This is a genomic window from Sphingomonas sp. CROZ-RG-20F-R02-07 (genome assembly GCF_022662335.1).
In the GTDB taxonomy this organism is placed as follows: Bacteria; Pseudomonadota; Alphaproteobacteria; order Sphingomonadales; family Sphingomonadaceae; genus Sphingomonas.
In genome coordinates, this window is record NZ_JAKNQJ010000001.1 from 58,042 (window position 1) to 84,099 (window position 26,058).

The window sequence follows — 26,058 nt, forward strand, 5'->3', positions numbered from 1 at the left end:
CGGTTCGGACGCGGATCGGCCATGTGCTCGCTCCTCCGCTCGCAGGGAGGATTGGGCGACCCGCCGCGTCAGCGTGCGCCGGCGGCCTCGACGAACCGGGTGGCGCGATCGTGGAGGCGGCTGGCGGAATGATCGAGCGTTTCGGACAGTTCGCGGAGCACGACGGCGTCCTTGCCGAGCCCGGCGGCCTTTTCGTTCATGCCCCGCGCGCGGTCCGCGATGTCCAGCCCGGCGTCCACGGCCTGATCGACATTGTTCGCGATCGTCCGCGTGGCACCCTGCTGCTCACCGATCGCGGTGTCGATCGCGCGCGAGATGTCGGCAATGGCGGCGATCGCCTGATCGATGTCGCGATGGCCCACCAAAACCTGGTCGAGCACGTGATGAAGCGAGCGGACATGCGAACCGACGTCGCGTGCCGCCGTCCGCGTCTGCTCCGCAAGGCTGCGCACTTCGGCGGCGACGACGCTGAAGCCGCGGCCCGCATCGCCGGCATGCGCCGCCTCGATGCTCGCGTTGAGCGCCAACAGGTTGGTGCGTGCGGCGATCTCGCCGATCGTCGCCAACATGGTGTCGATCGTGCGGGTGGTGGTGGCCAGCAGATCGACGCGTTCGCCCGCCGCGCTGACGGTGGAGCGGGCGTCGACACGGATCGTCTGCGCGTCGGTCGTTCGCCGCGTCACGCAGTCCAGCGCGTCGTCCAGCATCCGGCCCTGCGTCCCGATCGCCTCCAGCGCGCTCGACGACTGGCGCGTCGCCGTCGCGATCGACAAGGCGTTGCTGCAGGTTTCGTGAGCCTTTCCGGCCACCTGGCGGGCGAACCCGTTCACGCCCAGAGCGATCGTTCGCAGCTCCTGCGCCATAGCGAGGATCTCCGCATTGAACTCGCGCCCCGCCGCATCGAGCCGCGCGACGCGTTCCGCCTCGTCGCGGCTCGCCCGACGATCGCGTTCGACCGACAGGCGGACGAAATCGCGATGGCCCAGCACGCCCGCATAGAAGCCTCCACGGGTCAGGATGATGCCCGCGATCGCGCCTGCCGCGGCGTAGAGTTCGAGCAGATCGGCGGTCGATCCCTGCATCTCGGCGATCGGGCAGGGCCGGATCATGGGCTCGAGAGATCCGCCGAACGCCGGATTCATCGTGAGGGCATGGCCGTAAGGATTGAACAGGATGTCGCGCATCTCGCGCTCCAGGATCATCCCGACCGGCCGGTCGTCCTCCCCGACGACCACCAGGAAGGGCAGATACGGATCGTCGCGAAACCGCTCGAACGCCGTCACGAGCCGGGAGCCGCGCGCGATCGGCGGGCCATAGGAAAAGGCCTCACGATCCTCATCCGCGAACATGATTTGGGACGTGACGGCCATGCCCCCTATTAACCTGAAGCAGTAAACGGGAGTTTATCCGGGCGTGACGCTTTCGTGACGCAGCGCGTCACGGCGCCAGCGTCACGAAACTGTCCATCACCCGTTTCCGCCCCGCCGTTTCAAAATCGATTTCCAGCTTGTTGCCCTCGATCTCGGCGATCGTGCCATAGCCGAATTTCTGATGGAACACGCGCAGCCCCGGCGACACGTCGTCGCGCCCCTTGTTGCCCAGGCTGACCGCGCTCGCGCGCGCCTCGACCACGCGGGCGGGGGTGGTGGCATAGCCGCCGGCCGAGGCCGCGCGCTGCCAGCCCGGGCCGCGTCCGGTGCCCCGCGCCACGTCGGCGAACGGGTCGGCCCGGTCCGACCAGTTCGCCTGCCACAGGCTCGCGCCGCCCGACAGCGTGGTCTCGCTCTCGATATGTTCGGGGGGAAGTTCGCCGACGAAGCGACTGGGAATGCTGGAATTCCACTGGCCGTAGATGCGCCGGTTGGCGGCGTGGAAGATCACTGCCAGGCGCCGGGCGCGGGTGATCGCGACATAGGCAAGGCGGCGTTCCTCCTCCAGCGCGGAGGTGCCGCCTTCGTCGAGCGAACGTTGCGACGGGAACAGCCCTTCCTCCCAGCCGACCAGGAAGACGGTGTCATATTCCAGCCCCTTGGCGGCGTGGATCGTCATGATCGTCACTTGCGGCTCGGCGACACGACCTTCGGTGTCCATCACCAGCGAGACATGTTCGAGGAACGCGCCGAGGCTGTCATATTCCTCCATCGCACGCACGAGTTCGGAAAGATTCTCCAGCCGTCCGGCGGCCTCGGCCGATTTCTCGTTCTGGTACATCGCGGTATAGCCGCTCTCGTCGAGCAACTGCCGCGCGAGTTCGGCATGGGGCAGCGTCGTCGCCATCTCACGCCAGCGCGCGATATCGCCGACGAGGCGGCCGAGCGACTTGCGTGCGGGGCCGGCCAGCTCGTCGGTATCGAGGATGCGCGCGGCGGCGGTGGTGAGCGGCACATGCGTGGCGCGCGCCAGTTGGTGGATACGCGCCACCGCCTTGTCGCCCAAACCGCGCTTGGGCACGTTGACGATGCGTTCGAAGGCGAGATCGTCCGCGGGCTGGTTGACGACGCGCAGATAGGCGAGCGCGTCGCGGATCTCGGCACGCTCGTAGAAGCGGAAGCCGCCGACGATCTTGTACGGCATGCCGGTCGCGATGAAGCGATCCTCGAACTCGCGCGTCTGGTGCTGCGCGCGCACCAGGATTGCGACGGAGTCGAGGCTCTTGCCCGACCGCCGCGCGCTGTCGATCTCCTCGCCGACGCGGCGCGCTTCCTCGGGGCCGTCCCAGACGCCGATCACCTTCACCTTTTCGCCGGCGTCGAGTTCGGTCCAGAGCTGCTTTCCGAGCCGGCCGCCATTGTTGGCGATCACGCCCGATGCGGCGCCCAGGATGTGCGGCGTACTGCGATAATTCTGTTCGAGCCGGATCACCTTGGCGCCGGGAAAGTCGCGTTCGAACTTCAGGATGTTCTCGACCTGCGCGCCGCGCCAGGAATAGATCGACTGATCGTCGTCGCCGACACAGGCGATGTTCCGGCGCTCCTGCGCTAGCAGGCGGAGCCACAGATACTGGCTCGAATTTGTGTCCTGATATTCGTCCACCATGATGTAGCGGAAGCGTTTCTGATAGAGTTCCAGCACGTCGCGGTGCGTCTTCAGGATGACGAGCATGTGGAGCAGCAGGTCGCCGAAGTCGCAGGCGTTGAGCGCGATCAGCCGCGCCTGATATTGCGCATAGAGTTCGCCGCCGCGGCCGTTGGCGTAGCGTTCGCTCTCGCCGGCATCGATATCGGCGGGGACGAGCCCCTTGTTCTTCCACTGGTCGATCAGCCCCGCCAAGCTGCGCGCGGGAAAGCGTTTCTCGTCGATGTCGGCGGCGAGGATGAGCTGTTTGAGCAGCCGCAACTGGTCGTCGGTGTCGAGGATGCTGAAATTGGATTGCAGCCCCACGAGTTCGGCATGGCGACGCAGCATCTTGGCGGCGATCGCGTGGAAGGTGCCGAGCCAGGGCATGCCCTCGACCGCGTCACCCACCAGCCGGCCGACGCGCTCGCGCATCTCGCGTGCGGCCTTGTTGGTGAAGGTGACGCTCAGGATCTCGCTGGGATACGCCTTGCGGGTGAAGAGCAGATGCGCAAGCCGTGCGGTCAAAGCCGCGGTCTTGCCCGTGCCGGCGCCCGCCAGCACGAGCACGGGGCCGTCGGTCGTCAGCACCGCCTCACGCTGTTCGGGGTTCAGGCCGCGGAGATAGGGCGCGTCGGCGGGGTTCTGGGCGAGCTGGTTCACCGGTGAACAGGTAGGGAACGCTGGGCTTCAGGGCAACCTTGCGGCGGCGGGGCATGGACTTTCGCGCCGTCTTCATACCGTCGCGAAGCGGTCGCGAGCCCGTCACGGGAGCCGACTAGGGGAGGCGTGCCGGTGATGCCGGCCCGTGATTTCGGTCCGTCAGAGGCGCGATGCGGGCCCGGCGCGGCGGTTGGCAGATCGTCCATCAGGAGAAACATCGTGATCCATTTCGTCTGTCGCGGCGCCGCCGCGGCCGTTTTCGCCATGCTTTGCATCGCGCCCGCCGTCGCCCAGACTCGCGAGCCGGTGAAGGTCCATGTGTCGAGCGCCGGGCTCGACCTCGCCAATCCGCGCGACCGTACGATCCTGAGCGACCGGATCCGCATCGCGGCCGACCAGGCCTGCGTCTCGATGGCGATCGGCCTCGTTCGCGAGCGCGACGAGCAGCAGTGCCACGCCGAAATGCTCCGCGACGGCGCCACGCAGATCGCGGCGATCGCGGCGCGTTCGGGCGTCGAAGTGGCCGCCATCCAGCGTTGAGGCGGTGGCCGGGCCGGGGGCGGAGCCGCCGGCATCGCCCCCGGATCCGCCGGCGCCCGTGTCAGTCGGCGCGCAGCAAGGTGATCCGCGCCTTGCCGTGAACGCGGCTGGCATCGACCGTGAAGCCGGCGATCACGGGCTCCTCGGCCTTGGCGGTCTCGATGCTGATCCACGTCGCCGGGCTCGTCCAGCCGAGCCGCGCGAGGCGATCGAGCGCGACGACCCCCGCGCCGGTGCCATAAGGCGGATCCATAAGGATCAGGTCGAGCGGCGCGGCGGCGGGCGGCAGCGCCATAACCGACGTGGCGCGCACGTCCTGCCGCGTGCCCAGCTTCGCCAGATTGGCCTTCAGCGCGTCGAGCGCGGGGCGATCCTGTTCGACGAACAGGCACGCCGCGGCACCGCGCGACAGCGCCTCGATCCCGAGCGCACCCGATCCGGCGAAGAGATCGGCGACGGTCAGCCCCTCGAAACTGCCGACGCGGCTCGTCAGCATCGAGAACAGCGCCTCGCGCGTGCGATCGGCGGTGGGGCGCGTGGCCTCGCCCTTGGGCGCGACGAGCGGGCGGCCCCGCCACTGGCCGGCGATGACGCGCATCAGCGCTTGCCCCCGCGCGGGGTGCGCGGCGGATGGCCGCGGCCGCCTGCCGGACCCTTGGCCGGCTTTCCGCCGGCGGGCTTGCCGGCCGTGGGGCGGGGGGCGCCGCGATCGTCCGAGCGGGTGCGATCCGTGCGCACGCGCTCGGTGCCGGCATAGGGCGTGCGCGCCGCGGTGCGCGCGGTGCGGCCGTTCGCGGTTTCGTCCGCCGGTGCGCGGTCGCGGCTTGCAAAGGCTCCGCGCTCACCCTGGCGACCCGAGCGGCCACCCCCCTCGGGCTTGGCGAAGCCCGTGCGCGGGGCGTCGCGGCCGGTGCGCTCGGTGCGCGGCGCATCACCGCGGGCATTGCGGTCGCCGAAGCGCGGGTTGGTCGCATCCGTCCGAGCGGGGCGGTCGGTGCGGGTGTCGCGGTCCACGCCGGGCTTGGCATAGGGCCGGCTCGTGCGGAACCGTTCGTCGGTGGCGACTTCGCGGATGCGGAAGGGCCGCTCGGTGGTGGCGGCGCGGGGCGTCTGTGGGCGGACGGGCCCGCCCTCGCTCGCCGGGCGGATGCGGAACGGCCGTTCGGGTTCGCGCGCGGGGCGCAGGTCGCGTGCCGGGGCGGGGCGGGGCGCCCGCGCGGCCGGCGCGGCGCGGCGTGCCTCCACCGTCACGACGGCCGGCGCGACCGGCGCATTGGGCACGTCGAGGCTCGCCGACAGCGCCGGCGCGCGCCCGAGCGACTTGCGGAAATCGACCAGATCGTGCTGCTTGACCTCGCCGAGCTGCCCCGGCTCCAGTTCGCCCAGCACGAACGGGCCGTAGCGGATGCGGATCAGCCGCGACACCTGAAGCCCGAGATGCTCCAGCACGCGGCGCACCTCGCGGTTCTTGCCCTCGGTCAGCGTCATCTCGATCCACACGTTCGCGCCGGTGCGCCGCTCGATATTGGCGTCGATCGATCCGTAGCGGATGCCCTCGATCTCGATCCCCTGGGACAGATCCTCGAGCTGCTGCTGCGTGATCGGGCCATAAGCGCGCGCACGGTAGGCGCGTTCGACGCCGGTGGCGGGCAGTTCCAGTTGCCGCTTCAGCCCGCCATCGGTGGTGAGCAGCAACAGCCCCTCGGTAGCCAGATCGAGCCGCCCCACCGGCACGACGCGTGGCAGATCGTCGGGCAGATGATCGTAGATCGTCGGCCGCTCACGCGGATCGCGCTCCGTCACCAGCAGGCCGGGCGGCTTGTGGTAGAGGAACAGCCGCGTCGGCTCGGGCGCCTGGACGGGCTGGCCGTCCACCGTGACGCCGTCGAGCGTCGTCAGGACGGTAGCGGGCGTGGTCAGCACGGTGCCGTGGATCGCGATCCGCCCGTCCTCGATCATCCGTTCCACCTCGCGGCGCGAGGCGATGCCGGCGCGGGCGAGCAGCTTGGCGATGCGCTCTCCGGCGCGTGGCGCGGGGCGTTCGCCGGCGCCGGGATCTCGAGGGGTATCGGTCATCGCCGCGCTGATAGCCGAATGCGCACCCCCATGCGAAAATATTTGCATCCCCGCGCGCAGCGGCGCGTTAGGAGACGGACGCGTAACGAGCCCGCTGGGCGGACGAGGATGAGCAAGGCATGATCTTCGGACGGAAGAAGCGGCAGATCGTGCGCCTGCTCGTCGTGGAGGACGAGCCGCTGGTGGCGTTCGATACCGAACATTTCCTGTCGGATGCGAATTATACGATCGTCGGTACGGTCGACCGCGTGGCCGATGCGGTCGCGGTGATCGGGCGGGGCGAGCCCATCGATCTGGTGCTGGTGGACGTCCGCCTTGCCGACGGATCGGGGCTCGACGTGGCCCGCGCAGCGCTCGCGCAGGAGATCCCGGTGTTGTTCGTGACCGGCAATTTCCCGCCCGAGGCGCAGCCTTTGGCCGCGGGCTGCCTCGCCAAACCCTATGCGCAGCGCGACCTGATCGCCGCGATCGCCGCAATCGAGGCGGCGATCGACGGCCGGCCGGCCAAGCGTATGCCGCCGGGCTTGACGATCTTTCTGGAAGCCTGAGTCGTTCCCGTTATGCGGGCCGGTCGGCGAGGCACGGGATCTGCGGTGCGGCGTCGCGCGGCAGCGTGCCCGACAGGCGAGGATCGGGGAACGTCTCCATGGTGCGTGACGTCGCGGTGAAGCCCTGTGCGCGGTAGAAGCCGAGTGCCGACGGATGGTCGAGCGTGCAGGTGCACACCGACAACCGCGTCACGCCCGGCGCCCAGGCGCGGGCGAGCGTCTCCGCCATCATCCAACGGCCATGGCCCTGGCCCGCCAGTTCGGGCACGAGCCCGAAATAGGCGAGCCTGACCTCGCCCGGCTGGCGGTGATCGAGTTCGACCATCCCCACCTCGATCCCGCGCGGATCGACCGCCGCGAAGACCTGCACGCCGGGGTCCGCGAGAATGGCGGCGAGATCGGCATCCGCCATCACCAGCCGCGAATACCAGAGCCAGGGCGAGCCCACCTGCGCGAACAGCATGCGATAGCGGGCGAGCGTCGGCTCGGCCCAGCGCACCAGCCGCAACGGCGAGGGTGGGACGGGGCGCAGCGGCGGCCGCCGCGTCATCTCCAGCGTGGTGACGATCGTGGCGAGATCGCCGTTCGGTACCGCGATCAGTCCCATGTCGCCACCGGCGGCAAGCTCATCAGGATCGCATCGATATTGCCGCCGGTCTTCAGCCCGAAGAGCGTGCCGCGATCATAGACGAGGTTGAATTCGGCATAACGCCCCCGCCATGCGCGCATCGCCGCCACATCGGCAGCGTCGAACGGCGCGTCCATCCGCGCCCGCACGATCGCAGGATAGGCCGACAGGAAGGCCAGCCCGACGTCGCGCACGAACGCGAAATCGGCGTCGAAGTCGCTCTCCAGATGATCGAAGAAGATTCCGCCGACGCCGCGGTGTACCTGCCGGTGTGGGATGTAGAAATACTCGTCGGCCCAGGCTTTGAAGCGCGGATAATAGGCCGGATCATGCGCGTCGCACGCCTCGCGCATTGCCGCGTGGAAGGCGACCGTGTCGTCGGCGATCGGCAGCGGCGGATTGAGGTCCGCGCCGCCGCCGAACCAGCGTTTGGTGGTGGCGAGGAAGCGGCAGTTCATGTGCACCGCGGGAACGTGCGGATTGGCCATGTGCGCGACGAGGCTGATCCCGGTGGCGGCGAATTGCGGATGCTCGCCGGCGCCGTGGATCGACTTGGCGAAGTCGCCCTCGAACGTGCCGCCGACGGTCGAGACGTTGACGCCCACCTTCTCGAACACCCGGCCCTTCATCACCCCGCGCACGCCGCCGCCGCCCGGCGCACCGCTCGGGTCCGCGCGGTCCCAGGGCGTGTAGGCGAAGGCGGCGTCCGATCCCGCCTCGCGCTCGATCGCCTCGAATTCGGCGCAGATGCGGTCGCGCAGGGTTTCGAACCAGGCGCGGGCGGCGGTTTGCTGGGGGTCGGGCGGTGGCATGGCGGTGCCCCTATCAAATCCTGTTTCGCACGGGGAGGATTTTAGGCGGGATCGGTTTTCAGCCATGGCGATCGGGTCGGCGCCAAGTTCCGAAGAAACGATGTTCGCTCCGCGCCTCCGTGCGACCCGCTTCGATCTCCGAAGGCCCGGCGTCCCGGTCTAAACCGGCCAACCCATCTGCCGCATCGCCTCGCCGAGCACGATCGCGGTGGTGGCGGCCACGTTCAGCGAGCGGAACCCGTCGCGCATCGGCACCCGCACCCGGAGGTCGGCGCGGGCATGGACCGGCTCGGGAACGCCCGCGCCCTCCGATCCCAGCAGCAGCACGTCGTCGGCGCGAAAGCTGGCGGCGGGCAGGTCGATCGCACCGGTGGTCGTCAACAGCACGATCCGCCCCCCCACCTGCGCCTCGAACGCCGCCCAATCGACATGGCGCACCACATCGACGCGGCGCGCATAATCCATGCCCGCGCGCGCCAGCGAACGGTCGCCCCAGGGGAAGCCCATCGGCTCGATCAGGTCGACGCAGGCGCCCAGGCACGCCGCGGTGCGCAGGATCGTGCCGACATTGCCGGCGATATCCGGCTCGTAGAGCGCGATGCGCATGATGGATGTTCTCCGCCGACGCGCCGCCCCCCGCGGCCGCGCAAAATGCCTGTTGGCAAAGCGCCCGTCCGCCGTCTATCACATCATGGCAGCCTTTGGGGACGAAAGGCGCGGCACGGCGGGGGCGCTGTCTTCCGTACGTGGCTTCGGTATCCGGGGTTATAGGGCGAGTTGAATGGCGAACGTCGACACCATGGTTCCTCCCGGCGAAGATCCCGCGCCGTTCCACGAACCGATCGACGATCCGCGCCGCCGCGATTTCATCAACGTCGCCGCGGTGTCCTTCGCCGGCGTCGGGGCGCTTGCCATCGTGCTGCCGCTCATCAACCAGATGAACCCGTCCGCCGACGTGCTCGCGCAATCGACCACGGTGGTCGACCTGAGCAAGGTGGAGGCGGGGCAGGGCGTCATCACCTCGTTCCGCAAGCAGCCGCTGTTCGTGCGCAACCTGACCGCCAAGGAGATTGCCGAGGCCGATGCCGTCGCGCTGAACGAACTGCGCGATCCGCAGACGCTGGAGCAGCGGACCAAGGCGGGGCACAAGAACTGGCTCATCACGCTCGGCGTCTGCACGCATCTCGGCTGCATTCCGCTCGGCATCCACGAGGGCGAGAACCGCGGCAAATATGGCGGCTATTTCTGCCCCTGCCACGGCTCGCAATATGACACCGCAGCACGCATCCGACAGGGGCCTGCGCCCAAGAATCTGTTCGTGCCCGAGTATAATTTCACGACGCCGACCAGCGTCACGGTCGGCTGAGGAACGAGAATATGAGCTTTTCCTGGGCCAAGCATTACGAGCCGAAGCAGCCGCTGATGCGGTGGCTCGACGAGAAGCTGCCGATCCCGCGGCTTGCCTATAACGCCGTGGGCGCGGGCTATCCGGTGCCGCGCAACCTCAACTATTTCTGGAATTTCGGCGTGCTGGCCGGTGCCGCGCTCGCGGTGCAGATCGTCACGGGCATCGTGCTCGCCATGCATTATGCCGCCAATGCCGGTGTCGCCTTCGACAGCGTCGAGGGCATCATGCGCGACGTGAACGCCGGCTGGTTCCTGCGCTATGCGCACGCGAACGGCGCGTCGATGTTCTTCATCGTGGTCTATACGCACATCTTCCGCGGGCTGTATTACGGGTCGTACAAGGCGCCGCGCGAGATGGTGTGGCTGCTGGGCGTCACGATCTTCCTGCTGATGATGGCCACCGCCTTCATGGGCTATGTGCTGCCCTGGGGGCAGATGAGCTTCTGGGGGGCGCAGGTCATCACCGGCTTCTTCTCGGCGATACCGCTGGTGGGCGAGACGATCCGGGTGTGGCTGCTGGGCGGCTATGCGCCCGACAATGCCGCGCTCAACCGCTTCTTCTCGCTCCACTATCTGCTGCCGTTCGTGATCGCGGCGGTGATCGTGCTGCACATTTGGGCGCTGCACATCCCGGGGTCGAACAACCCGACTGGCGTCGACGTGAAGGGGCCGCAGGATACCGTGCCCTTTCACCCCTATTACACCGCCAAGGACGGCGTCGGTGTCGGCGTGTTCTTCCTGGTGTTCGCCGCGCTGGTGTTCTTCTTCCCGAACCTGCTCGGCCATCCGGACAATTACATCCCGGCCAATCCGCTTTCGACGCCCGCGCATATCGTGCCCGAATGGTATTTCTGGCCCTTCTACGCGATCCTGCGCTCGTTCACCGCGGATTTCATCCTGCCGGCGAAGCTCTGGGGCGTGCTGGCGATGTTCGGTTCGATCCTGCTGCTGTTCTTCCTGCCCTGGCTCGACTCGTCGCCGGTGCGCTCGAACAACTATCGGCCCAAGGCACGGATCGCCTTCTGGGTGCTGGTGGTCGACGTGTTGTGCCTCGGCTGGGTCGGCGGCGCGGAGGCATCGCCCGGCTACATCATGCTCGGGCAGATCAGCGCGGCCTATTATTTCGCGCATTTTCTGATCGTGCTGCCGATCATCTCGCGTTCGGAGCGGCCCCGGCTGCTGCCCAATTCGATCACCGAAGCCGTGCTGGAAAAGCATGGCGGCACCAGCCCTGCCAAGACGGCGCTGGCGTAAGACGAACGAAGACTTAGGGGTAGAACGGGACATGGTTCGAGCAATTGCAGCTCTGGTCGGCGCGGCGTTCGTCTTCGTGCTGGCGCTCGCGCTGTTCGGCACGGTGTCGGACCGGATCAAGAATCCGCCGGCGGAAACCGCCGCGGAGTTCGTGCAGGGGCGGATCGAGGCCACGACCGGATCGCACCTGCTGAACGCCGGGCTGTCCTCGGACGGCGTGCTCGGCAAATATGACCGGCGCCAGCTTCAGCGCGGGTTCCAGGTGTACAAGGAGGTCTGCTCGGCCTGCCACTCGATCCGCCTCGTCGCGTTCCGCGACCTCGCGCAGATCGGCTATACCGCACCCGAGGTGAAGGCGATCGCCAACCAGTGGCAGATCGAGCAGCCCGCGCCCAATCCCGACACGGGCGAGGCCTCGACGCGCAAGAACATTCCGTCCGATCACTTCCCGCTCGTCTTCGCCAACGACATCGCCGCGCGCGCCGCCAACAACAATGCGGTGCCGCCCGACCTGTCAGACATGACGAAGGCGCGGCACGGTGGGGCGAACTATGTCTACTCGCTCGTCGCCCATGGCTATGTGAAGCAGCCGACCGATCTGGTGAAGGAATTCCCCGACATCGCAACCCCCAAGGGGCTGTACTACAACCAGTATTTCGCGAACCTCAACATCGCGATGCCGCCGCCGCTGAAGTCCGACGGTCAAGTGCAATATGCCGACGGCACCCGCCCGACGGTGGACCAGATGGCGAAGGACGTGGCGGCGTTCCTGAGCTGGACGGCCGAGCCCAATCTGGAGGCGCGCCACGCCGCCGGGCTCGCGGCGGTGATCTTCCTGATGATCTTCTGCTTCCTGGCTTGGGGCGCCTATCAGAATGTCTGGCGCGACCTGAAGCATTGAGGGCCGGATTGCCTGGCGCGGTTTGAAGCACCAAAGCGGCGTTCCGCGTCCGTTCCGGCCGGAACGGAACCGGTATCACTACGGTCCGTTGATGGTGTTCGACGGCGCGTCTTGCCGTCCCAAGTATGGGATTATATCCATGAACCTCAAGAGCATCGCTCTCGCCGGTATGGCCGGTCTGATGGCGCTTGGTACGGCCGGCTGCAACGATGGTTACGGCTATGGCGGCGTCGGTGTCGGCTATGACGCGGCGGGCTATGGCCCCGGCTATTACGGCGGCGGCTATGGCGGCTATGGCGGCTATGGCTATGACGGGTTCGGCTATGGTGGCTATGGTGGCTCGTATTTCGGCTGGTACGGCGACTATTATTATCCCGGCAGCGGCGTGTACGTCTATGATCGCTATCGCCGGCCCTATCGCTGGAATGGTAATCAGCAGCGCTACTGGCAGGGTCGCAGCGGCGGCTATCGCGGTGGCGGCAATTGGGGCGGCTTCGGCCACGGCGATCACGGGGCGAACTTCAACGGCGGTGGCTATCGCGGAAACGGCGCCGGGTTCCAGGGCCGTGGCGGGTTCGCCGGGCAGGGTGCAGGTGTCCCGGGAGCGAACGGCGCGCCAGGTGGCGGGCAGCGTGGCGGCAATCCGGGTGGGTTCCATGGCGGCGGCTTCCATGGCGGTGGCTTCCATGGCGGAGGGCACGGCAATGGTGGGCACGGGCATCGCTGAGCCGGCGGCGCCCACGGCGTCTTGGGTTTCGCGCTAAGACGCCAGGATGCGAAGAGTGGCGTTCATAGAGTTTGATGACGCCACTCTCATCCGATCGCCCTGAGCTTGTCGAAGAGCCTGTTGAGAATAGGAAGGCACGCCTGCGGAGAGCGTGTTTCGCCAAGCTTAGCACAGAAGCATCGCGTGATCGGATCACGCGGCTTTATCCAGGTCTAGGCCGGTCGTGTCGAGATCAGCCCATTCGACACGAAGGTCATCACCACCACGTCGTCCTGGTTGAACACGCGCATCCGGCTCTTGAAGATCCCCATTTCGGGGCGGCTGGCAGAGACGCGCTTTTCCAGGATCTCGGATTCGCACCGCAGCGTGTCGCCGGGATAGACCGGCGTCAGCCATTGCAGCGCATCGATCCCTGGCGAGCCCAGCCCGGCCTGCTGGTTGGTCTTCATGTTCTCGACGATCATCCGCATCGTCATTGCGCAGGTGTGCCAACCGCTGGCCGACAGGCGCGCGAAATAGGTCTCCGCCGCCGCTTCGTCGGACAGATGGAAGGGCTGCGGATCATAGGCTTCGGCAAAGGCGGTCACCTCTTCGCGTGTGACCGCATAGGCGCCGAACCGCGCGACCGAGCCGACGACCAGATCCTCGAAATATTGCATGCGCCCGTCTCCTACCGTTGCAGGACCTTGTCGAACGGACGGTCGTCGCCGTCCAGTCCCTGCCCGGCGGGAAGGTGCATCAGGTCGCGGAGCAGCGGCGCCACATCGACATTGTCGAACGGCGCCAGCCGCCGCCCGGCCGCGAAGCGGGGGCCATTCGCCACGAACAGTGCTGCCATCGCCGGATCGGCATTGTCATAGCCGTGATTGCCGCGCGCGAAAGCTTTGGTGGGGCTGCTGTTCTCGACCAGCCAGCCGCTTTGCGCGAGGCACAGATAGGGCGGCACGCGCGGGTTCGTGCCGAAGCGCAGACGCGCGGGAATCGCGTCCTTGCGCCAACAGGTCATGTGCGGGATCGGGCGCAGGATCGCGCGCTCCAGCGCCGCCGCGTGACCGGGCACGGGCACCAGCGTTGCATAGGGGCCGGTCTCCACCGTGCGGTAGTCGGCGGGGTCGGCGACATCATCCAGCGCCACGACGCGCGTGCTCGACGTAGCCGCCATGCCGTGATCCGCCACGATCACCAGATCGGCCGGCTGGTGCAGTGCGGCCAATCCCGCCACGAGCCGGCCGATCTCGCGGTCCACATCGGCGACCGCCGCGGTGACGGCGGGTGAATCGGGGCCGTTGTCATGGCCTGCGGCGTCCACCGTATCGAAATAGAGCGTGACGAACCCTGGTCGCGTGGCCGCGGGCCGCCGCAGCCAGTCGATCACCGTATCGACGCGCTGGTCGCCCGACAGATTGGCGTTGTATTGCGCCCAATCGTCGGGTCGGACGCCGCCGGTGATGACGCCATGCTCGTTCGCCGTCACGGTGGAGCCCCAGGCGACGTTCGCGCCCGGCCACAGCATCGTCGCGGTGCGGATCCCCGCGCGCTTTGCGGTCACCCAGATCGGCTCGGCGGCGTTCCACCAGAAGGGATCGTCCGTGGCCATGGTGAAGACGGTGCCGGGGCGCCGCACATCCTCCATCCGGTTGCCGACGATGCCGTGATGATCGGGCACCAGCCCGGTGACCAGGGTCCAGTGATTGGGGAAGGTCTTGGTCGGGAAGGACGGCCGCATCGACGCACTGACGCCGGTCGCGGCCAGCGCGTTCAGATGGGGCGTCACGCCGCGGGTCAGATAATCGGGCCGGAAGCCGTCGATCGAGATCAGGATGGTGACGGGCGCGCGCCGCGCATCGGGCGTTTCCGCGGTGGCCAAGGGCGCGGCCATGCGGGGACTCGCCGCGCCGAACGGGGCAGGGGTCTCGCCCGCGATCGTCGTCGGCGCCGGCGGGATCGTGGTGCACGCGGCGGCGAGCGCGAGGAGCGACGCCGCCAGAAGGGGTTTCAGCATGATCGCTTCTCCGGCGTCGCGGGTTGGTCGGAAGACCCGGGCATCCGCCGGGAACGCCGCGTCAGACGTTGAAGCGGAACAGCATCACGTCGCCGTCATGGACGACATAGTCCTTGCCTTCCTGGCGCAGCTTGCCCGCATCGCGCGCGCCGCTTTCGCCGCCCAGCGCCACGTAATCGGCAAAGGCGATCGTCTCGGCACGGATGAAGCCGCGCTCGAAATCGGTATGGATCTCGCCCGCCGCCTGCGGGGCCTTGGCACCGGCATGGACGGTCCAGGCGCGCGCTTCCTTGGGGCCGACGGTGAAGAAGGTAAGCAGGTGGAGCAGCTTGTAGCCTGCGGTGATGACGCGGGCGAGGCCGGTTTCCTCCAGCCCCAGCTCGGCGAGGAAGTCGCCGCGATCCTCGGGCGGCATGGTCGCGATCTCGGCCTCGATCGCCGCCGACACCACGACCGCCTCGGCACCCTCGGCCGCGGCCTTCTCGAACACGCGCGCCGAGAGCGCATTGCCGTTCGCCGCATCGCCCTCGTCCACGTTGCAGACGTAGAGCACGGGCTTGGCGGTCAGCAACTGCGCCTGCGCGAAGACCCGCGCCTCGTCCTCGTCCTTCGGCTTGGTGAGCCGCGCCGGCTTGCCCTCGCGCAGCAGGTCGAGCGCCTGGCCCAGCACCGATGCCGCGATCTTGGCCTCCTTGTCGCCCTGCATCGCCTTTTTCTGCGCGGCGGGCACGCGCTTCTCCAGGCTTTCGAGATCGCTGAGCATCAGTTCGGTCTCGACCGTCTCGGCATCGGCGATCGGATCGACCTTGCCCTCGACATGCGTGACATCGGTCTCGGTGAAGCAGCGCAGCACATGGACGATCGCGTCCACCTCGCGGATATTGCCGAGGAACTGGTTGCCGAGGCCCTCGCCCTTGGACGCGCCGCGCACCAGGCCGGCGATGTCGACGAAGCCCAACTGGGTCTCGATGATCTTGGCCGAACCGGCGATCTTGGCGAGCGCATCCAGCCGCTTGTCGGGCACGCCGACATTGCCGACATTGGGCTCGATCGTGCAGAACGGATAATTCGCCGCCTGTGCCGCCGCCGTCTCGGTCAGCGCGTTGAAAAGCGTCGACTTGCCGACATTAGGCAGACCGACGATGCCGCAGCGGAAACCCATTCTTCGAACCCTTATCCCTGCGCGAAAGGCGCGCCGCCGCCGGATAGAGCGCGCGCGTCACAAACGCCAGCATCGCTGCGGGTTTCGTGGTTAATCCACGCCTTACCTCTCACGGAGAACGGTTCGTCGCAACGCGACGTTTTACGGGTGCGGAAAGTCCGCGACGGCCCCGTCTCGATCATGACGGCCGGGCACGGGGGCGTGACGGCCGGACGATCGCAGGGGAAACGATCATGCGGATGGCATTCGGGATGGCAGCGTTGGTGACGTGCATCGCCGCGCAGCCAGCCACAGCGCGCGAGGAGCCGGTATTTTCGGGGGAAGTACCGGCTCCCGTCGCTGCCTTTCAGGGCGGCAACCTCTTTCCGATCGGCACGGCCTATCAACCGGGCGCGGCGATCCCGGCCGCCGGGGCGCTTCCGCCCGTGACGTTCTTTCCGGCCATCGCGACACTGTCCGCCATGACGGCTCTGCCGATCGCGGGCGATTTCCGCCTGCACGCCACGATCGCCGTCACGGACCAGGCGCCCATCGTCGATGCGGACAGCCGCCTGCGCCACCGCATCGCCAGCGCGATGATGGAATTCTACCCGGTCACCGGCACGGGTTTTCACCTTTCCGCGGGGATGCGGATGTTCTCGCGCACCAATTTCATGGCCGAGGCGGAGAAGTTCACCGGCGGCCTGCTCTTCGCGCCGCACGGCATGGGCAATTCGGCGGTGCGCACCGGGTTCAAGCGCTACACGCCCGCGATGACGGTCGGCTATACGCGCATGATCCAGCGCGATCTGAGCCTCGGCCTCGAGGCGGGCTCGCTGCTCGGCCATGCCTATTCGGGGATCCCGGGGCGGATCCATAACGGCGCGTCGCTCGGCGGATCGGGCGCGGCGATGAACCCGATCATGAACCTGGTGGTCGGCGCGCGGTTCTGAGGCGAGGTTCGCGGCGCGGCGCGGTGGTCAGGCCAGCCGCTGCGCCACGTCGTTCATGAAGCGTACGTCGTCGCCGGCCGCCAGCCATGGCGCCTCGGCCGCGATCGCACCCAGCAGGTCGGTCAGCGGATCGATCTCCGCCTTGGCATAATTGCCGAGCACATGGCCGGTCACCCGGTCCTTGTGCCCCGGATGCCCGATCCCGATCCGCACGCGGCGGAAATCCGGCCCCAGATGCTGGTCGATCGAGCGCAGCCCGTTATGCCCGGCCAGCCCGCCGCCGGTGCGCACCTTCAGCTTCATCGGCGCGAGATCCAGCTCGTCGTGAAAGACGGTGAGCGCGTCCACACCCAGCTTGTAGAAGCGCAGCGCGTCGCCGACGCTGCGGCCGCTTTCGTTCATGAAGGTCGCGGGCTTCAGCAGCAGGATCTTCGCGGTGCCGATCCGCCCCTCCTGCACCCATCCCTGGAACTGTTTGCGGGGCGCCGAGAAGCCATGGACGTCGGCGATCGTGTCCACCGCCATGAACCCGACATTGTGCCGGTGCATCGCATATTGCGCACCCGGATTGCCGAGCCCCACCCAGACCTGCACGTCGCACTCCTTCGATACGAAAAGGGCAGGGGAGCGATGCCGCTACCCTGCCCCTATCAATCCCGCTCCGCCCTGAGACGGCTAAGGGATCAGCCCTGCGGCGTTTCGCTCACGCCGATGCCGGCTTCGGCATCCGCAGCGTCGTCGGCGGCGGTCGGCACGGTCGGCGGCACGATCGTGGCGATCGTGAACGTCTCGTCGGCCGAGGCCTTGGCGCCGGCGGGCAAAGTCACGTCGCCCATGTGGATCGAATCGCCGATCTCGCGGCCCTTGAGCGAGATGGTGACCGCCTCGGGGATCTCGGCCGCATCGCAGACCAGCTCGACCTCGTGCGCGACGATGTTCAGCACGCCATTACCCTTGGCGATGCCCGGCGACAGCTCCTCGTCGGTGAACACGACGGGCACCGACACGGTGACCTCGGTGTGTTCGCCGATCCGCAGGAAATCGACATGGAGCGGACGATCCGTCACGGGATGGAACGCCACGTCCTTGGGCAGCGTGCGCACGCCGTTCACCATCACGACCGAGGTCATGAAATGGCCCGTCGACAGCGCCTTCACGAGCGCCTTGGCCTCGAGATGGACCGATGTCGGTTCCTGGTTCTGGCCGTAGATCACGGCGGGCACGCGGCCATCGCGACGGAGTGCACGGGAGGCTCCCTTGCCAACCCGGTCACGCGTCTCGGCTGCGAGCGTCAGCATATCGCTCATGGTATCACTCCGAAATACGTAAGGTCATTTCCGCCCACGCCTCCAGGGATGACCATGGCCGGAAGCGGGCGCGCATAGCCCATATGACGGATCGGTGCAACCGGGCGCCCGCGGTCAATACTTCACGCGCTTCGCCTTCAGCCCCAGCTTGGCCAGCTGCGCCTGGACGCTGTCCGCGCCCGCCAGATGGCCGGCGCCCACCGCCATGAAGACCGTGCCGGGCTTCGCCAGCCGCGCCTTGATCCACTGCGCCCAGCGGCGGTTGCGGTCGACGAGCAGCGTCTGTGCGACCTCAGGCGATTCCTTCAGGTCGTCGTTCATGTCCTCGGCCAGCGCCTCGGGGCGGCCCTGCGCCCATTCGTCGACCATCTTGCGCATCTGCGTGCCGACGCTCGGCAGTTCGTCCAGCGTCGAGACGAGGAACTGCACCTGCGCCTTTTGCGACAGGCCGCCGAAATAGCCGAGCTGCTGCTGCGCGGTCTCCAGCCCGATCACCGGCTTGTGCGCGGCCTCGGCCGCGGCGGTGATGACGTGTTCGGGCCCGTTCGCCGGATCATAGCCGAGCTTCTCGAGCGGGGTGATCGACAGCGTGGTCGCCGCGAGCCAGGGCTTGTAGCGGTCCAGCGCGTTCGCGGGCAGGCCCAGATCGACCACCGCCTTGGTGAAGGCGGCGCGCTTGTCGGGCGGCAATTGTTCGGTGAGGGTCGGGCCGCTGCTCGTCAGGCCGGTTGCCTTGACGATGCCCTGCATCGTCGTGGCATCGGGCATCACCAGTTCGAGCACCACCTGGTCCGAGCGGTCGAACGCCGTCTTCACCGCCTCGTCGAACCAGGAGAGGCCCGGTTTCAGCACATGGATCGTCCCGAACAGATACACCGTGCCCCGGTGCGCGCTGGCCGGCCCATGCACCACCCACAGGGCGGGATCGGCATCGTTCGCCGCGCGCGCGGGCGTCTTCTGCGCGCAGGCGGGAAGCGCGGCGGCGAGCGCCAGCAGCGCGAGCGCGGTGCGGAACGGGGCATGGTTCAAGCGTAGGATCCTCGCGAATGGGGCGTCAGCCATGCGGTCCTAACCGCTCGCAGCGCCGGGCACCACTTGCCTGATCGGCGGCACTTCGCCAAAGCCGGCCCGTGACCGCACTTTCCTTCCAGCGCATGATCCTCACGCTCCATGATTACTGGAGCGATCGCGGCTGCCTCATCCTCCAGCCCTATGACATGGAGATGGGCGCCGGCACCTTCCACACCGCGACGACGCTGCGCGCGCTGGGGCCCAGGCCCTGGAACGCCGCCTTCGTCCAGCCGTGCCGCCGCCCGACCGATGGCCGCTACGGCGAGAACCCCAACCGGCTGCAGCATTATTACCAATATCAGGTGATCCTGAAGCCGAGCCCGGCCGACCTTCAGGACCTGTATCTCGGCAGTCTCGCCGCGATCGGGATCGATCCGCTCGTCCACGACATCCGCTTCGTGGAGGATGATTGGGAAAGCCCGACGCTCGGCGCATGGGGGCTCGGCTGGGAGGTCTGGTGCGACGGGATGGAGGTGACCCAGTTCACCTATTTCCAGCAGATGGGCGGCTACGACATGAAGCCCGTCGCGGGCGAGCTGACCTATGGGCTCGAACGTCTCGCCATGTACGTGCAGGACGTCGACAACGTGTACGACCTGGCGTTCAACGATGCGGGCGTCACCTACGGCGATGTGTTTCTCGAGAATGAGCGCGAGATGTCGACCTGGAATTTCGAGGTGGCCGACACCGATTCGCTGTTCGACAGCTTCCGCAAGCATGTCGCCGAATGCGAGAATTCGCTGAACGCGAAGCTGCCGATCCCCGCCTATGAACAGGCGATCAAGGCGAGCCACGTGTTCAACCTGTTGCAGGCGCGCGGGGTGATATCGGTCGCCGAGCGCCAGGCCTATATGGGCCGCGTCCGCGATCTGGCGAAGGGCGCGTGCGGCGCCTGGATGGACAAGAACGGATGGGCGGCGTGAGCGACTTCCTTCTCGAACTCCGCTCCGAGGAAATCCCCGCGCGCATGCAGGCCAAGGCGCGCGAGGATCTCGCGCGGCTGTTCGCGGCGGAGATGGCGCGCGCGGGCGTCGCGACCGGCGCGATCGTCACCTATGCCACGCCGCGGCGCCTCGCGCTCATCGCGCGCGATCTGCCGCTGGAGACCGCCGCCACCTCGGAAGAGGTGAAGGGGCCCAAGACGTCCGCGCCGCCGCAGGCGCTCGAGGGTTTCCTGCGCAAGACCGGCCTGGCGCGCGAGCAACTGGTCGAGCGTGACGGCGTTTTCTTCGCCGTGACTCACAAGCCCGGCCGCGCGACCGCCGACGTGCTCGCCGAGGCGATCCCCGCCATCGTCCGCGGCTTTCCCTGGCCCAAGTCGATGCGCTGGGGCGATGCCTCGCGGTCGACCGAGTCGCTGCGCTGGGTGCGGCCGTTGCAGGGCATCGTCGCGCTGCTCGGCGAGGAATTGGTGCCCGTCGGGATCGCCGGGATCGCGGCGCGGGCCGCGACACTCGGCCACCGCTTCCACCATCCCTACCAGATCACGATCGGCGGTGCGCACGACTATGTCGAGAAGCTGCGCGCCTGCCATGTGATCGTCGATCAGGACGAACGCGCCCGTGTGATCCGCGACGGCTCGCGCGCGGCGGCGAGCGCGGCGGGGCTGGTGCTGGTGGAGGACGAGGGGCTCGTCGCCGAGAATGCGGGGCTGACCGAATATCCGGTGCCGCTGCTCGGCCGCTTCGATCCCGCGTTTCTCGACGTGCCGCCCGAGGTGATCCAGCTCACCGCGCGCGTGAACCAGAAATATTTCGTCTGCCGCACCCCGGATGGCGTGCTGGCGAACGCCTTCGTCTGCACCGCCAACATCGCCGCGGCGGACGGCGGCGCACGCATCGTCGAGGGCAACCGCAAGGTACTCGCCGCGCGGCTGGCGGATGCGAAGTTCTTCTACGACACCGACTTGAAGGTGCCGCTCGATGCGCAGGCGGCCAAGCTCGGCAAGATCGTCTTTCACGAAAAGCTCGGCACCGTGGCCGATAAGGTGGACCGTGTGGCGAAGCTCGCGCGCTGGCTGGTCGAGGCGGGGATCGTTCGCGAGACTTTCTCTTCTGCGCTCCCCGGCGAAGGCCGGGGAACGAAGGGATTGGCGGATCTCGCCGAACGCGCGGCGCGGTTGGCGAAGGCGGATCTCGTCACCGGGATGGTCGGCGAATTCCCCGAGCTCCAGGGGCTGATGGGCGGCTATTATGCCGCCGCGCAGGGCGAAGATCCGCAGGTCGCCGCAGCGGTGCGCGACCATTACAAGCCGGTGGGGCAGGGCGACGACGTGCCCGACGCGCCAGTGACGGTGGCGGTCAGCCTGGCCGACAAGCTCGACACGCTGCTCGCCTTCTTCGCGATCAACGAGGCGCCGACGGGATCGAAGGATCCGTTCGCGCTGCGCCGCGCGGCGCTCGGATTGCTGGCCCTGATCCTGAAGCACGATCTGCGGCTGCCGATGGGGCTGATGATCGAACAGGCTGGCGGCAGCGTCATCCGTCAGCTCGGCCAGCGCGTGGCGGGCAAGGCGGTGTCGGAAGACATGGCGGCGGCGAACCGGATCGGCGTCGCGCGCGAATCGCTGCTCGGTCCCGATTACGAGCACCGGATTGCGTTCGAGGGCGAGGGCGGCGCGGCGGTGAAGCTGATGGAGGACGGGCTGCCCAAGTTCGAGCCCTTTCTGCTCGAACGGCTGAAGGTGCAGCAGCGCGAGGCTGGCGTGCGCCACGACCTGATCGATGCGGTGTTTGCGCTGGGTGGCGAGGACGATCTCGTCCGCCTGCTCGCGCGCGTCCGTGCGCTCCAGGCGTTCGTCGGCATGACGGACGGCGCCAACCTGCTCGCCGGCTATAAGCGCGCGGCCAATATCCTGAAAAAAGAAGGTTTCGCTGCGGCAGAGAACGATGCGGGGCAGGCACCGTCCTATGCCCGCGAGCCCGCCGAGGAGGCGCTCGTCGTCGCGCTCGACGCCGCCGCACCGCGCGCCGCGCGGGCGATCGCGGCGGAGGATTTCGCCGGCGCGATGGCGGCGCTGGCCACGCTTCGCCATCCGATCGACGCGTTCTTCGAGGCGGTGACGGTGAACGATGCCGATCCGGCGAAGCGCCTGGGCCGTCTGGCCCTGCTCGACCGCGTGCGGCGCGCGGTGCACGACGTTGCCGATTTCTCGCGCATCGAGGGCTGAGGACCGCACGGCCCGTACGATTTTCCAGCGCCTCCCCAGCGAAAACAGAAAACACGAAGAGGATCGACCATGACCCAATATGTGTACCGCTTCGGCGGCGGCGTTTCGGATGGCGGCGCGGGCGACAAGACGTTGCTCGGCGGCAAGGGCGCGAACCTCGCCGAGATGGCCTCGATCGGCCTGCCGGTGCCGCCGGGGTTCACCATCTCCACGCCGATGTGCACGCGCTATTACGACGAAGGCGAGCAGTTTCCCGACGATGTCCGCGCGGAGGTGGCCGCCGGGCTGACGCATATCGAGGGGGTGACCGGCAAGCGGTTCGGCGATTCGTCGGACCCGTTGCTCGTGTCAGTGCGCAGCGGCGCGCGCGTGTCGATGCCGGGAATGATGGACACGGTGCTGAACCTCGGGCTCAACGACGAAACCGTCGAGGGCCTCGCCACCGCGAGCGGCGATGCGCGTTTCGCGTGGGACAGCTATCGCCGCTTCATCCAGATGTATGCCGATGTCGTGCTCGAGCTCGATCATGGCAGCTTCGAGGAAGCACTGGAAATCGCCAAGGAAGATCGCGGCTTCTATCTCGACACCGAACTCAGCGCCGACGATCTGAAGGCGCTGGTCGACGAATATAAGACGCTCGTCGCGCAGCAATGGGGCAAGCCCTTTCCGCAGGACGTGCACGACCAGCTGTGGGGTGCCGTCGGCGCGGTGTTCGGATCGTGGCAGTCGGAGCGGGCGAAGGTCTATCGCCGCCTCAACGACATTCCCGCAAGCTGGGGCACGGCGGTGAACGTGCAGGCGATGGTGTTCGGCAACATGGGCGACACCTCGGCCACGGGCGTCGCGTTCACGCGCGATCCGGCCAAGGGCACCAACGCCTATTATGGCGAATTCCTCATCAACGCGCAGGGCGAGGACGTGGTCGCGGGGATCCGCACCCCGCAATATCTGACCAAGGCGGCGCGCGAGGAGGCCGGCGCGAAGCCCGCCTCGATGGAAGAGGCGATGCCCGAGGTCTATGCCGAGCTGGCCACCGTGTTCGACACGCTGGAAACGCATTACCGCGACATGCAGGACATCGAGTTCACGGTCGAGAAGACCAAGCTGTGGATGCTCCAGACGCGCTCGGGCAAGCGCACCGCCAAGGCGGCGCTGCGCATCGCGGTCGACATGGCGAGCGAAGGGCTCATCACGCGCGAGGAGGCGATCGCGCGCGTGGAGCCGATGGCGCTCGACCAGTTGCTGCACCCGACGCTCGATCCCAAGGCGGTGCGCGACGTGCTGACCAAGGGGCTGCCAGCGAGCCCCGGTGCCGCATCGGGCGCGGTGGTGTTCGATGCCGACACCGCGGAGAAACGCGCGGCGGCGGGCGATGCGGTGATCCTGGTGCGCACCGAAACCAGCCCCGAGGACATCCACGGCATGCACGCGGCCAAGGGCATCTTGACCGCCCGCGGCGGCATGACGAGCCATGCCGCGGTGGTGGCGCGTGGCATGGGGCGCCCCTGTGTCTCGGGCGCGGGTACGCTGTCGATCGACGTGAAGGCGCGGGTGATGCGCGTCGGAGACCGCGAGGTGCGCGAGGGCGAGACGCTGACGATCGACGGCACCACCGGCGAGGTGATGATCGGCAGCGTGGCGACCGTTCAGCCCGAGCTGTCGGGCGATTTCGCGACGCTGATGGAATGGGCCGATGGGGTGCGCCGGCTGAAGGTGCGCGCCAATGCCGAGACGCCCGAGGATTGCCGCGTGGCGCGCGAGTTCGGCGCCGAGGGCGTCGGCCTGTGCCGCACCGAGCATATGTTCTTCGACGCGAGCCGCATCACCGCGGTACGCCAGATGATCCTGGCCAGCGACGAGGCCGGCCGCCGCGCCGCGCTCGACAAGCTGCTGCCCGAACAGCGCGCCGACTTCACCGCGATCCTGGAGGTGATGGCGGGCCTGCCCGTCACCATCCGCCTGCTCGATCCGCCGCTGCATGAGTTCCTGCCGCACGAGGAGGCCGAGTTCGCCGAGGTGGCGACCGCCGCGGGCGTTTCGGTGGACGTGCTGAAGCGCCGTGCGATGGAGCTGCACGAATTCAACCCGATGCTCGGCCATCGCGGCTGTCGGCTGGGCGTCACCTATCCCGAAATCTACGAGATGCAGGCGCGGGCGATCTTCGAGGCGGCGATCGACGTGGCCGAGAAATCGGGCTCCGCGCCGATTCCCGAGGTGATGATCCCGCTGGTCGCGACGCGGCGCGAGCTCGAATTGATGAAGGCGGTGGTCGACAAGGCCGCGCAGGCGGTGTTCGCCGAGCGCGGCACGACGATCCAGTATCTGGTCGGCACGATGATCGAGCTGCCCCGCGCGGCACTGCGTGCGGGCGAGATCGCCGAGGTGGGCGAGTTCTTCTCGTTCGGCACCAACGATCTGACGCAGACGACGCTGGGCGTCAGCCGCGACGATGCGGCCCGGTTCCTGGGCGTCTATGTCGAGCAGGGCATCTACGCCAAGGACCCGTTCGTCAGCATCGACGTGGAGGGCGTGGGCGAGCTGATCGAGATCGCCGCCGAACGCGGGCGGGCCACGCGCCCCGACATCAAGCTCGGTATCTGCGGCGAACATGGCGGCGATCCGGCGAGCATCGCCTTTTGCGAGACGGTGGGGCTCGATTACGTCTCGGCTTCGCCGTACCGCGTGCCGATCGCCCGGCTGGCCGCGGCGCAGGCGGCGTTGGCGAAGGCGAACGCGGCCAAGTGAGGCGCGGCGCGCGCTATCTGCTGTGCGCGGTCGTCGGCATCGGGACGGGGGTGGGCGTCGCACTGTGGCAGGTGCGCGTCGGCCCGCCCGGCCTGGCGATCGGGCCATGGACCACCGACGCGTCAATCGGCACCGCGCAGGCGAGCGCACGCACCCGCGCGGCGGTGGCGGTGCACGGGCTGCTCGCGCTTCCCGCCGGCGAGGCGCGCTATTATGAGGCCGAAACCGACGATGCCGGTCGCCCGCTCGACGGCCATTGCCGGTATCGGATCGAAGGCGGCCCGCTGCCCGCGCGGTGGTGGAGCCTCACCGTCTATGATGCGCAGGGCTATCTGATCGCCGATCCGAGCGGCATCCACTCGCTCGAAAGCGCGGCGGTGGCGCCGGGCGCGCGCTGGGACGCGACGCTCGCGCCCGGCCGGGTCGCCGGCCATTGGCTGCCGAGCGGCGGCCTCGCCCATGTCGGGCTGACGCTGCGCACCTATCTGCCGGCGGGCCCGCTCACGCGCGCGCAATTGCCGAGCATCGTCCGCCAGGGTTGCGCATGAGGCGCTGGATCGATCCGTTGCTGCTCGGCGCGGCGTTCGCGCTCGTCGCGTGGCGGGTGACCTTGGTCGAAACGCCGCGCGTGGTGATGGCGCGGGCGGTGAGCCGGCTGGGCGAGGGCGGGTTCAACCGCTTCGTCCACGCGCCGCTTGCCACCGCCGCGGCGCGCACGATCGTCCGCCCGAGCCCCGATCTCGCCTATTCGTCCTGCGCGTTCGATCTGCTGAAAGGGCCGCTGGTCGTCGCGGTGCCGCCGATGCCGTCGCCCTATTGGTCGCTGTCGGTGTTCGATGCGCATACCGACGTCGCCTATGTGCGCAACGGCGTTCAGGCGCATGGCGGCCCGATCCGGATCGCGGTGGCGCTAGGCGGGCAGCGCGTGCCCGCCGGTGTACCGGTGGTTCGCGTCGGCGGCCGTCGCGGGGTCGCGTTGCTGCGCATCCTGATCCAGGACCGCACCCGCTTCGCGCCGATCGATGCGGCGCGCCGCAGTGCGACCTGCGCGACAGGTTAG

At 68.2% G+C, this 26,058-nt stretch carries 24 protein-coding genes and 1 pseudogene; 12 read left to right on the forward strand and 13 right to left on the reverse strand.

Annotated features, from left to right (window positions below):
* Positions 1–68 precede the first annotated feature (68 nt).
* Both L8H00_RS00210 and L8H00_RS00215 read right to left on the reverse strand, forming a co-directional pair.
* Positions 69–1,370, reverse strand: coding sequence for a methyl-accepting chemotaxis protein (locus L8H00_RS00210; RefSeq protein WP_242095209.1), 1,302 nt, complete (start codon positions 1,368–1,370; stop codon positions 69–71).
* Between the two features lie 67 nt (positions 1,371–1,437).
* Entirely contained in the window at positions 1,438–3,717 is a 2,280-nt protein-coding gene (locus tag L8H00_RS00215) for a UvrD-helicase domain-containing protein (protein ID WP_242095210.1), read from the reverse strand.
* Positions 3,718–3,936: 219 nt separating this feature from the next.
* Between L8H00_RS00215 and L8H00_RS00220 the strand changes: the two genes are divergently transcribed.
* A complete protein-coding gene (locus tag L8H00_RS00220) occupies positions 3,937–4,257 on the forward strand; it encodes a UrcA family protein (protein WP_242095211.1) in 321 nt (106 codons plus the stop codon).
* A 61-nt stretch (positions 4,258–4,318) separates the two neighbouring features.
* Here L8H00_RS00220 and rsmD read toward each other — a convergent pair whose 3' ends face one another.
* Complete coding sequence (gene rsmD, locus L8H00_RS00225) at positions 4,319–4,855, reverse strand: 16S rRNA (guanine(966)-N(2))-methyltransferase RsmD (protein WP_242095212.1); 537 nt, start codon at positions 4,853–4,855, stop codon at positions 4,319–4,321.
* A gap of 716 nt (positions 4,856–5,571) precedes the next feature.
* A pseudogene (locus L8H00_RS00230) lies at positions 5,572–6,381 on the reverse strand (pseudouridine synthase); the annotation flags it as partial.
* 71 nt (positions 6,382–6,452) lie between these two features.
* On the opposite strand from L8H00_RS00230, the gene L8H00_RS00235 reads away from it, so the two are divergent.
* Complete coding sequence (locus tag L8H00_RS00235) at positions 6,453–6,881, forward strand: response regulator (protein WP_242095213.1); 429 nt, start codon at positions 6,453–6,455, stop codon at positions 6,879–6,881.
* Between the two features lie 10 nt (positions 6,882–6,891).
* On the opposite strand, the gene L8H00_RS00240 is transcribed toward L8H00_RS00235, so the two are convergent.
* The 3 genes from L8H00_RS00240 to L8H00_RS00250 all read right to left on the reverse strand — a co-directional run bounded on the left by L8H00_RS00240 (position 6,892) and on the right by L8H00_RS00250 (position 8,927).
* Positions 6,892–7,488: a GNAT family N-acetyltransferase gene (locus L8H00_RS00240; RefSeq protein WP_242095214.1), complete on the reverse strand. Its 597-nt coding sequence runs from the start codon at positions 7,486–7,488 to the stop codon at positions 6,892–6,894.
* The gene (gene hemF, locus L8H00_RS00245) at positions 7,479–8,321 is read right to left on the reverse strand and encodes an oxygen-dependent coproporphyrinogen oxidase (RefSeq protein WP_242095215.1); all 843 of its coding nucleotides are present in this window, start codon (positions 8,319–8,321) and stop codon (positions 7,479–7,481) included. The genes L8H00_RS00240 and hemF overlap by 10 nt, the downstream gene beginning before the upstream one ends.
* Positions 8,322–8,480: 159 nt before the next feature.
* Entirely contained in the window at positions 8,481–8,927 is a 447-nt protein-coding gene (locus L8H00_RS00250) for a tRNA (cytidine(34)-2'-O)-methyltransferase (protein WP_242095216.1), read from the reverse strand.
* 175 nt (positions 8,928–9,102) lie between these two features.
* Between L8H00_RS00250 and petA the strand changes: the two genes are divergently transcribed.
* The 4 genes from petA (at position 9,103) to L8H00_RS00270 (ending at position 12,610) form a co-directional block, all read left to right on the forward strand.
* Positions 9,103–9,687, forward strand: a complete 585-nt coding sequence (gene petA / locus L8H00_RS00255; RefSeq protein ID WP_242095217.1) for a ubiquinol-cytochrome c reductase iron-sulfur subunit — start codon at positions 9,103–9,105, stop codon at positions 9,685–9,687.
* An 11-nt stretch (positions 9,688–9,698) separates the two neighbouring features.
* Complete coding sequence (locus tag L8H00_RS00260; protein ID WP_242095218.1) at positions 9,699–10,982, forward strand: cytochrome b/b6; 1,284 nt, start codon at positions 9,699–9,701, stop codon at positions 10,980–10,982.
* A gap of 31 nt (positions 10,983–11,013) precedes the next feature.
* Positions 11,014–11,883 carry a cytochrome c1 gene (locus L8H00_RS00265; protein WP_242095219.1) on the forward strand — a complete coding sequence of 290 codons (870 nt, stop codon included), beginning with the start codon at positions 11,014–11,016 and terminating at the stop codon, positions 11,881–11,883.
* Between the two features lie 139 nt (positions 11,884–12,022).
* Positions 12,023–12,610, forward strand: coding sequence for a hypothetical protein (locus L8H00_RS00270; protein ID WP_242095220.1), 588 nt, complete (start codon positions 12,023–12,025; stop codon positions 12,608–12,610).
* 212 nt (positions 12,611–12,822) lie between these two features.
* Here L8H00_RS00270 and L8H00_RS00275 read toward each other — a convergent pair whose 3' ends face one another.
* The 3 genes from L8H00_RS00275 to ychF form a co-directional block, all read right to left on the reverse strand.
* Entirely contained in the window at positions 12,823–13,269 is a 447-nt protein-coding gene (locus L8H00_RS00275) for a MaoC family dehydratase (protein ID WP_242095221.1), read from the reverse strand.
* 11 nt (positions 13,270–13,280) lie between these two features.
* On the reverse strand, positions 13,281–14,612 hold the full coding sequence (locus L8H00_RS00280; RefSeq protein WP_242095222.1) for an ectonucleotide pyrophosphatase/phosphodiesterase: 1,332 nt from the start codon (positions 14,610–14,612) through the stop codon (positions 13,281–13,283).
* A gap of 61 nt (positions 14,613–14,673) precedes the next feature.
* A complete protein-coding gene (ychF, locus tag L8H00_RS00285) occupies positions 14,674–15,774 on the reverse strand; it encodes a redox-regulated ATPase YchF (protein ID WP_242095223.1) in 1,101 nt (366 codons plus the stop codon).
* 239 nt (positions 15,775–16,013) lie between these two features.
* Here ychF and L8H00_RS00290 point away from each other — a divergent pair, with 239 nt between their 5' ends.
* Positions 16,014–16,706 carry a hypothetical protein gene (locus L8H00_RS00290; RefSeq protein WP_242095224.1) on the forward strand — a complete coding sequence of 231 codons (693 nt, stop codon included), beginning with the start codon at positions 16,014–16,016 and terminating at the stop codon, positions 16,704–16,706.
* 27 nt (positions 16,707–16,733) lie between these two features.
* On the opposite strand, the gene pth is transcribed toward L8H00_RS00290, so the two are convergent.
* From pth to L8H00_RS00305, 3 genes are all read right to left on the reverse strand, one after another.
* Positions 16,734–17,300, reverse strand: coding sequence for an aminoacyl-tRNA hydrolase (pth, locus tag L8H00_RS00295; RefSeq protein WP_242095225.1), 567 nt, complete (start codon positions 17,298–17,300; stop codon positions 16,734–16,736).
* Positions 17,301–17,389: 89 nt separating this feature from the next.
* Positions 17,390–18,013: a 50S ribosomal protein L25/general stress protein Ctc gene (locus L8H00_RS00300; protein ID WP_242095226.1), complete on the reverse strand. Its 624-nt coding sequence runs from the start codon at positions 18,011–18,013 to the stop codon at positions 17,390–17,392.
* 114 nt (positions 18,014–18,127) lie between these two features.
* On the reverse strand, positions 18,128–19,042 hold the full coding sequence (locus L8H00_RS00305; protein WP_242095227.1) for a TraB/GumN family protein: 915 nt from the start codon (positions 19,040–19,042) through the stop codon (positions 18,128–18,130).
* Between the two features lie 125 nt (positions 19,043–19,167).
* On the opposite strand from L8H00_RS00305, the gene L8H00_RS00310 reads away from it, so the two are divergent.
* From L8H00_RS00310 to L8H00_RS00330, 5 genes are all read left to right on the forward strand, one after another.
* Positions 19,168–20,007 (forward strand): glycine--tRNA ligase subunit alpha, encoded by an 840-nt coding sequence (locus L8H00_RS00310; RefSeq protein ID WP_242095902.1) that lies wholly within the window; start codon positions 19,168–19,170, stop codon positions 20,005–20,007.
* The gene (gene glyS / locus L8H00_RS00315) at positions 20,004–22,253 is read left to right on the forward strand and encodes a glycine--tRNA ligase subunit beta (RefSeq protein ID WP_242095228.1); all 2,250 of its coding nucleotides are present in this window, start codon (positions 20,004–20,006) and stop codon (positions 22,251–22,253) included. The genes L8H00_RS00310 and glyS overlap by 4 nt, the downstream gene beginning before the upstream one ends.
* 69 nt (positions 22,254–22,322) lie before the next feature.
* Entirely contained in the window at positions 22,323–24,998 is a 2,676-nt protein-coding gene (gene ppdK, locus L8H00_RS00320; protein ID WP_242095229.1) for a pyruvate, phosphate dikinase, read from the forward strand.
* The gene (locus tag L8H00_RS00325; protein WP_242095230.1) at positions 24,995–25,546 is read left to right on the forward strand and encodes a DUF1214 domain-containing protein; all 552 of its coding nucleotides are present in this window, start codon (positions 24,995–24,997) and stop codon (positions 25,544–25,546) included. The genes ppdK and L8H00_RS00325 overlap by 4 nt, the downstream gene beginning before the upstream one ends.
* A complete protein-coding gene (locus L8H00_RS00330) occupies positions 25,543–26,058 on the forward strand; it encodes a DUF1254 domain-containing protein (protein WP_242095231.1) in 516 nt (171 codons plus the stop codon). The genes L8H00_RS00325 and L8H00_RS00330 overlap by 4 nt, the downstream gene beginning before the upstream one ends.

Coding starts and splice junctions, on each gene's coding strand:
- L8H00_RS00210 (WP_242095209.1), bottom strand. CDS start 1,370: ATGGCCGTCACGTCCCAAATCATGTTCGCGGATGAGGATCGTGAGGCC.
- rsmD (WP_242095212.1), bottom strand. CDS start 4,855: ATGCGCGTCATCGCCGGCCAGTGGCGGGGCCGCCCGCTCGTCGCGCCC.
- L8H00_RS00235 (WP_242095213.1), top strand. CDS start 6,453: ATGATCTTCGGACGGAAGAAGCGGCAGATCGTGCGCCTGCTCGTCGTG.
- L8H00_RS00240 (WP_242095214.1), bottom strand. CDS start 7,488: ATGGGACTGATCGCGGTACCGAACGGCGATCTCGCCACGATCGTCACC.
- hemF (WP_242095215.1), bottom strand. CDS start 8,321: ATGCCACCGCCCGACCCCCAGCAAACCGCCGCCCGCGCCTGGTTCGAA.
- L8H00_RS00250 (WP_242095216.1), bottom strand. CDS start 8,927: ATGCGCATCGCGCTCTACGAGCCGGATATCGCCGGCAATGTCGGCACG.
- petA (WP_242095217.1), top strand. CDS start 9,103: ATGGCGAACGTCGACACCATGGTTCCTCCCGGCGAAGATCCCGCGCCG.
- L8H00_RS00260 (WP_242095218.1), top strand. CDS start 9,699: ATGAGCTTTTCCTGGGCCAAGCATTACGAGCCGAAGCAGCCGCTGATG.
- L8H00_RS00265 (WP_242095219.1), top strand. CDS start 11,014: ATGGTTCGAGCAATTGCAGCTCTGGTCGGCGCGGCGTTCGTCTTCGTG.
- L8H00_RS00270 (WP_242095220.1), top strand. CDS start 12,023: ATGAACCTCAAGAGCATCGCTCTCGCCGGTATGGCCGGTCTGATGGCG.
- L8H00_RS00275 (WP_242095221.1), bottom strand. CDS start 13,269: ATGCAATATTTCGAGGATCTGGTCGTCGGCTCGGTCGCGCGGTTCGGC.
- L8H00_RS00280 (WP_242095222.1), bottom strand. CDS start 14,612: ATGCTGAAACCCCTTCTGGCGGCGTCGCTCCTCGCGCTCGCCGCCGCG.
- ychF (WP_242095223.1), bottom strand. CDS start 15,774: ATGGGTTTCCGCTGCGGCATCGTCGGTCTGCCTAATGTCGGCAAGTCG.
- L8H00_RS00290 (WP_242095224.1), top strand. CDS start 16,014: ATGGCATTCGGGATGGCAGCGTTGGTGACGTGCATCGCCGCGCAGCCA.
- L8H00_RS00300 (WP_242095226.1), bottom strand. CDS start 18,013: ATGAGCGATATGCTGACGCTCGCAGCCGAGACGCGTGACCGGGTTGGC.
- L8H00_RS00310 (WP_242095902.1), top strand. CDS start 19,168: ATGATCCTCACGCTCCATGATTACTGGAGCGATCGCGGCTGCCTCATC.
- ppdK (WP_242095229.1), top strand. CDS start 22,323: ATGACCCAATATGTGTACCGCTTCGGCGGCGGCGTTTCGGATGGCGGC.
- L8H00_RS00330 (WP_242095231.1), top strand. CDS start 25,543: ATGAGGCGCTGGATCGATCCGTTGCTGCTCGGCGCGGCGTTCGCGCTC.